This is a genomic window from Streptomyces sp. NPDC052036, from assembly GCF_040680495.1.
GTDB lineage: Bacteria > Actinomycetota > Actinomycetes > Streptomycetales > Streptomycetaceae > Streptomyces.
In genome coordinates this window covers 1-6210 of the sequence record NZ_JBFAWW010000091.1, presented here as the reverse complement: position 1 = coordinate 6210, position 6210 = coordinate 1, and the positions used below count along the sequence as shown (strand labels likewise).

Below are 6210 nucleotides of genomic sequence, written 5' to 3'. Positions count from 1 at the left end.
GCAGGATCCAACTCCGACCCCACCTGACCGACGGCTGCCTCACCGCCACCGGCCTGGCTATCGACCCACCGACCCCACCCTGAAAACCTCAGTAGACGATTTGCCGTCTAGACGAGACTTTCCGTATTCCTGCGGGCGCGAAGGGAGGGTGTTCAAGATCCGTTTGTGACGACGAACTTGAACACTCTCGTGACCGCACTGTACGTGAAGATCGACGACGATTTGGCGGGTATCGGGTGGCTGCCGGGCCGGCCACCGAAACTCAGTCACTCGGAGTTGCTGTGCCTGGCGGTCATGCAGGCGATGCTCGGCTTCCACTGCGAGGCCCGCTGGCTGCGGTACGTCCGCGTACACCTTCAGGACGTGTTCCCCTTCATCCCGCAGGATGCCGGCTACAACAAGCGGCTGCGTGCCGCGCTGCCGCAGATCAAACGTGTGATACGGGTGCTTGCCAAGGACGCTGACTTCTGGCACGACACGGTGTGGATCACGGACTCGACCCCGGTGCCGTGCGGGATGTCCCGCCCCACCGTCAAGCGGTCGGAACTGGCGGACTGGGCCAACTACGGGTACCGCGTGTCGCATTCGCGGTTCTTCTGGGGGCTGCGGCTGTACTTGGTGTGCACCCCGGCCGGGATGCCGATCCTGTGGGCACTGGCCGATCCCAAGGTCGGCGAGCGCGAGGTACTGGCCGCGATGCTGGAGGTCGATGCCGAGCTGGTGCGCGTGCGGCCGGGCCTGCTGCTGATCAGCGACAAGGGTTTCGCCTCGAAGACCTTCGAGCGGTCACTGTCCGTACAGGGCATCACGCTGCTGCGGCCGTCAAGGACAGAGGAGATCATGCGGCCCGGCGAGCCGATGCTCAAGAAGGTCCGCCAGCTGATCGAGGCGGTCAACGACACCCTCAAGGGCCGGCTCGACCTGGAACAACACGGCGGGCGCACCGTCGAGGGCGTCGCTGTTCGCGTCGCTCAGCGCGTGCTGGCCCTGGCCGCCGAGATCTGGCACAACTTCCAGACCGGTCAGGCGGTCAGCCGCCTGATCGACGACATCTCCGAGGCCTTCGACGAGCAGACCGTCGTCGTGCCGGGCACCGGCACGCTGGACATCGTGATCCCCTCGCCGGCCCGCTCGCTCGGCGCCGTCCACGAACAGCGCCGGCTGGGCCACGGAAGCCCAGATCACAGCCCTGTTGGAAGACCACCCTTTCGAAGGTCCTGACGTCGCTGCCCGGCGTCGGCGTCAGGACCGCCGCCGTTCTGCTGGTCACCGTCGGCGACGGCACCAGTTTCCCCACTGCCGCCCACCTCGCCTCCTACGCCGGCCTCGCCCCGACCACCAAGTCGTCGGGCACCTCCATCCACGGCGAGCACGCCCCACGCGGCGGAAACCGGCAGCTCAAACGCGCGATGTTCCTGTCCGCGTTCGCCGCCCTGCACGTCCCCGCCTCCCGCACCTACTACGACAAGTGCCGGTCCAGAGGAAAGACCCGCACACAAGCCCTCCTCCGGTTCGCCCGGCAACGGATCAACGGGCTGTTCGGCATGCTCCGCAACGGCACCTTCTACGAACCCAGAACCCCACGCCTCGCTTGACGAAAGACATAGAGGCACCCCCCGGTCTCACCGAAGCCGCCGCTTCCGGTGAACTTCCGCCGAAGCCGGGGCGGGCCATCGGGCAGCGCACGGCCGCGAGGACGGGCCCGCGCGAGCACGCCCTCGCCGTGGTCGATGCCGTCATCGCCTTCCACCAGGCGGAGGCGGCCGACCGGTCCGGCTGGCAACTCGAAGTCGCCCACCCCACCCCACCCCAGCTGGCTTCCCGGCCTCCGACGCTGTGGTCCTCCTGGACGACGGCCGCAGCGCATTCGTAGAGATCGACCGCACGATGTCCTACGCCCGTCTGATCGCCAAGCTGGAGCGCTACGACGCCTACCGTTCCGCGCCCCCGACCGGACGCCGCAACGCCGCCCGCGCCCCGCACAGCCGCTGGCAGGAAACGTATGCCGGGCCGCCCTTGAACATCCCTTTCCGTCGCTGCTGTTCGTCTTCGCGCTCGCCCCGCGTCGCGCGGCCCCGGCCACCCGGGAAGCAACCTTCCACGCGCGCGCCCAGCGCATCCACCGCGTGAACTACCAGCACGTCGTGGCGACCACGACGCTGGCACAGCTGACCCGGCAGTCCCTGGCGTCGGGCCGTGTCCATGGCCTGGGGCATCTCGTCAGTAGTAATGTCACCGGGCCGGAGCTCGCTCATCGACCCACCTTGGACGACCGCACCCACCGATGGCCAGACCGACCACGGCGTCGACCACGCTACCGCCAGCCCAGACCATGACCCCGACCACTGCTGGTCAGCGGGACGTGGTCGCCGCCCGCAGCGCTACCAGCCGGGCTCCTGGCGTAGGTCGAGAAAGCAGCGCAGCCGTACACCGGTTGTCGCCGCACTCCAGCCGCCTCCGGTCGGATGGTGTCCGCACCGGTCGGCGGCGAGGTGGAAGAGCCGCTGGTCGGGTTTGCCGATTTCGAGGTCGCCGGAGGCGGCGACGCCATCGACCACCTGATCGAGGCCGGTCGCAGCCAGCTTCGCGCGTTGGATGTCCGAAGCACCGTTGGTGATCACTCGATCGTCCAGCCTGCCGCGCGGAGTTCGGTCAGCGCGACGAGAACGTCTGGGCGGCAGGTGACGGCGGCCGTCATGGCGTCGGTATACGCCTGCCACAGGCCCTCGCCACTGTCCGGAGGGGCGAACGTCGCGCGCAGGCGGGCGAAGTTCGCAGGATGTGCCCGGTCGGCGAGTTCAGCCTGCATCCACGTCTTGATCTGGAGGCCGTAGCCGTTCTTCGTGTACAGCCAGGAGACAGCCTCGGTGAAGGGTAACCCTGGTCAACGAGGGTGTTGGCGTCCGCAGATTACCAACGTCAAGACTGCGGAACACGGCACACTCCGTGCGCAGCGGGAAAAATTTCAGCTTGGCACAACCGCGGGTGTAGTCGCCCCGTCTCCTCCGGTCGGATTGGCCCAAATCTTCCAGTGAAATGGATCACATGGCGGTGGTTTATTGAATCAATAAGAAACTCTTGTTGGTCGAGCCGTTGACCCATCACGTAGCCTCTTGTTCGTCCGATTATTCCTAGGACACTCATTCGCCGATCATTACTGGGGGACAGGTGAACAAGTCCGACTACTTCGACGAACGCGCCACGGTGGAGCGGAGCGCTCCTGGAAATCCGCCGGAAAGTCTGGCCGAATTATCTAGGCCCTACCCGATTCTTCGGTACGCGCAGGTCCTGGAGGAGCTCAAGAAGTTATCGTCCGGCATCGGAAACGCGTACCAGCAGATGCAATTCGGTCGGCTGGTGAAGAAATTCCTCGGGGAACTCGCCGCCGAGCTCGGGCTGCCGGAGGGTCATTTTTCCGTCGACACTTCGGGTGACCCTCTGCTGGTGCGGGAGGGCACCGGGCAGCACTGGATCCTGCCCACTCACTTCGACGGCGGCGCCCACTTCAGCGCACCTCACGCGGACCACCAGTACGGCCTGGAGGCCACGCAGATACCCCGGATCAACATCGGCCGGTACGTGCGGTTCGGTAAAGGCAGTGGGATCAACGCGGGCGGCGACATCACCATCGGCGACGGTGCCTGGCTGTCCCCTGGCAGCCTGCTGCTGCGCCAAGACCACAGCGCCTACGGCCGGCCGTCGATCGGGGCGCGCACGGTGTCCATGACCCATCAGCCCGGGATAGTGCTGCGCGACTACGCCTGGGTGGGGCGCGACGCCTTGGTCGGCTGGAACAGCGACTATCTCGGTCTGGCGAGCGTCGTGGACACCCGTTCCTTCATCAATGCCTGGGTGGGCGACTACTCTATTGTCGGCGACCACGGTCGCATCCTGCAGTACCAGCCGTTCAAGGCCTTCCTGTTCGGCCGGTACGACCTGACCGTGGAGGAGATGCTGCGCATCTCCGACTGGGGAAAGGTCGACCAGGACTGGCGGCGCGTGTACGCCGACGAGAGTGCGGCGCTGCTGGACGGGGGCATGGATCTGTCCGAGCTGGCCGAGCTGACGGCGGAACTGACGCACCCGCGGTCGCGGACGCTGCTGATCCGTCCCTCCTCGCTGCGTTTGGTGCCGCTGCTCGCCCAGGGCCGACTCGACATCGCGGCCCACTCCGGCGACCTCACGCCGTACGTCTTGCAGTGGGCCAGCGACCACAAGGCACTGCGTGTCCGGGTGCGTTCGGACCTCACCGGCACCATGCTGCCCTTCGAGACCGCCGGCACCTTCCACTACAACAAACGCGTCGGGTACGACCTGACCGTCTGCGACCACGCGCTAGGCACCCCGGCGGTGCCCCTGGCCGAGCTGGAGCGCACCCTGCTCAAGGGCGGCGTGCTGCTCGCCGACGTCCGAGCCCTCGCCGACGCTGGCGAGGTGCCCGACAACCTTGTGGAGACCCGGGACCTGGTGCTCGGCGGGGTCGAGTACAAGGTCTTCCTGAAGAAGGGATGACCGTGCCCGTGAAAGTCACCGGATCTTACGAACTTGCCCTCGGCTACGCCGACAGCGGACTCACCTGGGACCGGTACTTGGACGGCCGCGACGGCCCCGAGGTGTGGCCGCGCGCGGGGCGACTGGTGCCCTCCTGCCCGAGGACCCTTCCCGGGCCCCCGTCTACAGCTTCGGCTACACGCACCGTGCCGTGAAGTGAACGAGGCGGCGGTGCAGAAGGGGCGGCTGGACTTCTACTACAAGGGCACCTGAGACCTGTTGTGCACGGACGGGGAGCGGCTGGCCAGCCCGGTGCCGCTCACCGGCGGCGGCATCGAGGCCGAGTACTGCGCCGTGTACTGCGTGAACAAGGAGGGCGAGCCGGTCTACCTCGGCTACACGCCGGCAAACGACTTCTCCGACGCGGGCCTCAGGCACGCGCGCCGGAGTCTGGCGAACTTCTCCAAGCTGCAGCCGACGGCGGTAGCCTCCGAGGTGACCCTGGCGGACCTGCCGGAGTCGAGCCCGGTCAGCACCTCGATCAGCCGGGGCAGCACGGTCGTATGGCAACGCAAGGGCGCGCTCGGCAGGCGGGAGATGCTCTACGCGCCGCGCGTGCTGGAACGGCTGTTGCTGCACCGGCGCAAGCTGTTCGCTGCAGGCACGGTCGTGTACCTGCTGCTTGGCTCCTGCACCAGCTCCCACATGGACGGTGTCGGGCTGTGCGACGGTGATGTGGTCACGTTGCGGGAGGAGCACTCGGGCCTGAGCCTGACCACCCCTTTCTCCTGCTGACCCTCGTCCCCGCTTCGCCGCTCACCACCCATGTTCGGCCGACCGCTCCCCCGGTCAGCCCGAGGCCGGCGTGTTCCCGGGCACGCCGGCCTCCATGTTGTGCAGCACGGCGAGCAGCCGTCCGGGAAACCTCTTCTCGAACTCGTCCCTCCGCAGCCGGGCGCTCTGCTGCTGGCCGCGGTGGCTGCGCCAGATGAGTCCACACTCGCGCAGGACCTGGAAGTGATGCGAGGCGTTGGACTTGCTGATGCCCAGGTCGTTGTAGATAGCCGAGCACTCGGTCTCGCCGCGCTCGGCCGCACCTGGTAGTCATCCAGGCCGCATTCCTCTTTCGCGGTCTGGGAACATTCCTCCACAGCCCATCGGCTGCCCGCGATCCGGATGAGTTCATCGAGGGTGGTCTCGGCAGGGCAGTCGGATACAACCGGCGGTCGATCAATGTGCGTCCGCAAGGAGAACGTGATCTTCCTGGGGCCGCCCGGCACCGGCAAAACCCACCTCGCCACCGGGCTCGGCATCCGGGCGTGCCAGGCCCGCCACCGGGTCGCCTTCGCCGCCGCCCAGTGGGTCACCCGCCTCGCCGGAGCCCACCAAGTGGGCAAACTCGGCGCCGAGTTGACCCGGCTGGGCCGGATCCCGCTGATCGTCGTTGACGAGGTCGGCTGTGCGCCACGAGGCGCTGAGGGATCTTGCGGAAGGAGGAGTCCGCCGCCGGTCATCGCAGTGACCGGTTGAAGCTGGAGGCAGGCTCAGCCCCGGGTTGGGGGTGAGGCCGGACGCAGCCTCGACAACGTAGGGACGGACCGGCACCACCAGACGGTTCGTGCCCACTAGTGTCGCGTGATCTGGTTTGTGTCACCTGAAGCTCTTTGACTCGTTGGGTAGTGCATGAACCTCTCTTCGGAACAGGCCGCGGAATTACGG

General features: G+C 67.1%; 6 protein-coding genes and 4 pseudogenes. 6 read left to right on the top strand and 4 right to left on the bottom strand.

Translation table 11 applies throughout. The features are described from left to right. Positions 1-165 precede the first annotated feature (165 nt). The 3 genes and pseudogenes from AB0L95_RS41655 to AB0L95_RS41645 all read left to right on the top strand — a co-directional run. Positions 166-1014, top strand: a pseudogene (locus tag AB0L95_RS41655) (IS982 family transposase); the annotation flags it as partial. 21 nt (positions 1015-1035) lie between these two features. Next, positions 1036-1595, top strand: a pseudogene (locus AB0L95_RS41650) (transposase); the annotation flags it as partial. Continuing rightward, positions 1592-1873 (top strand): hypothetical protein, encoded by a 282-nt coding sequence (locus AB0L95_RS41645; protein ID WP_365171830.1) that lies wholly within the window; start codon positions 1592-1594, stop codon positions 1871-1873. The pseudogene AB0L95_RS41650 and the gene AB0L95_RS41645, both read left to right, overlap by 4 nt. Positions 1874-2381: 508 nt before the next feature. On the opposite strand, the gene AB0L95_RS41640 is transcribed toward AB0L95_RS41645, so the two are convergent. Both AB0L95_RS41640 and AB0L95_RS41635 read right to left on the bottom strand, forming a co-directional pair. Then, positions 2382-2621: an HAD family hydrolase gene (locus AB0L95_RS41640; RefSeq protein WP_365171828.1), complete on the bottom strand. Its 240-nt coding sequence runs from the start codon at positions 2619-2621 to the stop codon at positions 2382-2384. Beyond that, positions 2618-2809 (bottom strand): hypothetical protein, encoded by a 192-nt coding sequence (locus tag AB0L95_RS41635; protein ID WP_365171826.1) that lies wholly within the window; start codon positions 2807-2809, stop codon positions 2618-2620. Before AB0L95_RS41635 ends, AB0L95_RS41640 begins: the two co-directional genes overlap by 4 nt. Positions 2810-3168: 359 nt before the next feature. Between AB0L95_RS41635 and AB0L95_RS41630 the strand changes: the two genes are divergently transcribed. Together AB0L95_RS41630 and AB0L95_RS41625 are read left to right on the top strand one after the other, a co-directional pair. Next, positions 3169-4512 carry a hypothetical protein gene (locus AB0L95_RS41630; RefSeq protein WP_365171824.1) on the top strand — a complete coding sequence of 448 codons (1344 nt, stop codon included), beginning with the start codon at positions 3169-3171 and terminating at the stop codon, positions 4510-4512. A 258-nt stretch (positions 4513-4770) separates the two neighbouring features. Next, complete coding sequence (locus AB0L95_RS41625; protein WP_365171822.1) at positions 4771-5286, top strand: hypothetical protein; 516 nt, start codon at positions 4771-4773, stop codon at positions 5284-5286. 54 nt (positions 5287-5340) lie between these two features. Here AB0L95_RS41625 and AB0L95_RS41620 read toward each other — a convergent pair. Beyond that, positions 5341-5562: pseudogene (locus AB0L95_RS41620) on the bottom strand (helix-turn-helix domain-containing protein); the annotation flags it as partial. Positions 5563-5582: 20 nt separating this feature from the next. Beyond that, positions 5583-5696 (bottom strand): annotated as a pseudogene (locus AB0L95_RS41615) (IS701 family transposase); the annotation flags it as partial. On the opposite strand from AB0L95_RS41615, the gene AB0L95_RS41610 reads away from it, so the two are divergent. Continuing rightward, positions 5668-6021 carry an ATP-binding protein gene (locus tag AB0L95_RS41610; protein ID WP_365171820.1) on the top strand — a complete coding sequence of 118 codons (354 nt, stop codon included), beginning with the start codon at positions 5668-5670 and terminating at the stop codon, positions 6019-6021. The pseudogene AB0L95_RS41615 and the gene AB0L95_RS41610 sit on opposite strands and share 29 nt — an antisense overlap. The last annotated feature ends 189 nt before the right edge of the window (positions 6022-6210 follow it).

Coding starts and splice junctions, on each gene's coding strand:
- AB0L95_RS41610 (WP_365171820.1), top strand. CDS start 5,668: ATGAGTTCATCGAGGGTGGTCTCGGCAGGGCAGTCGGATACAACCGGC.
- AB0L95_RS41635 (WP_365171826.1), bottom strand. CDS start 2,809: ATGCAGGCTGAACTCGCCGACCGGGCACATCCTGCGAACTTCGCCCGC.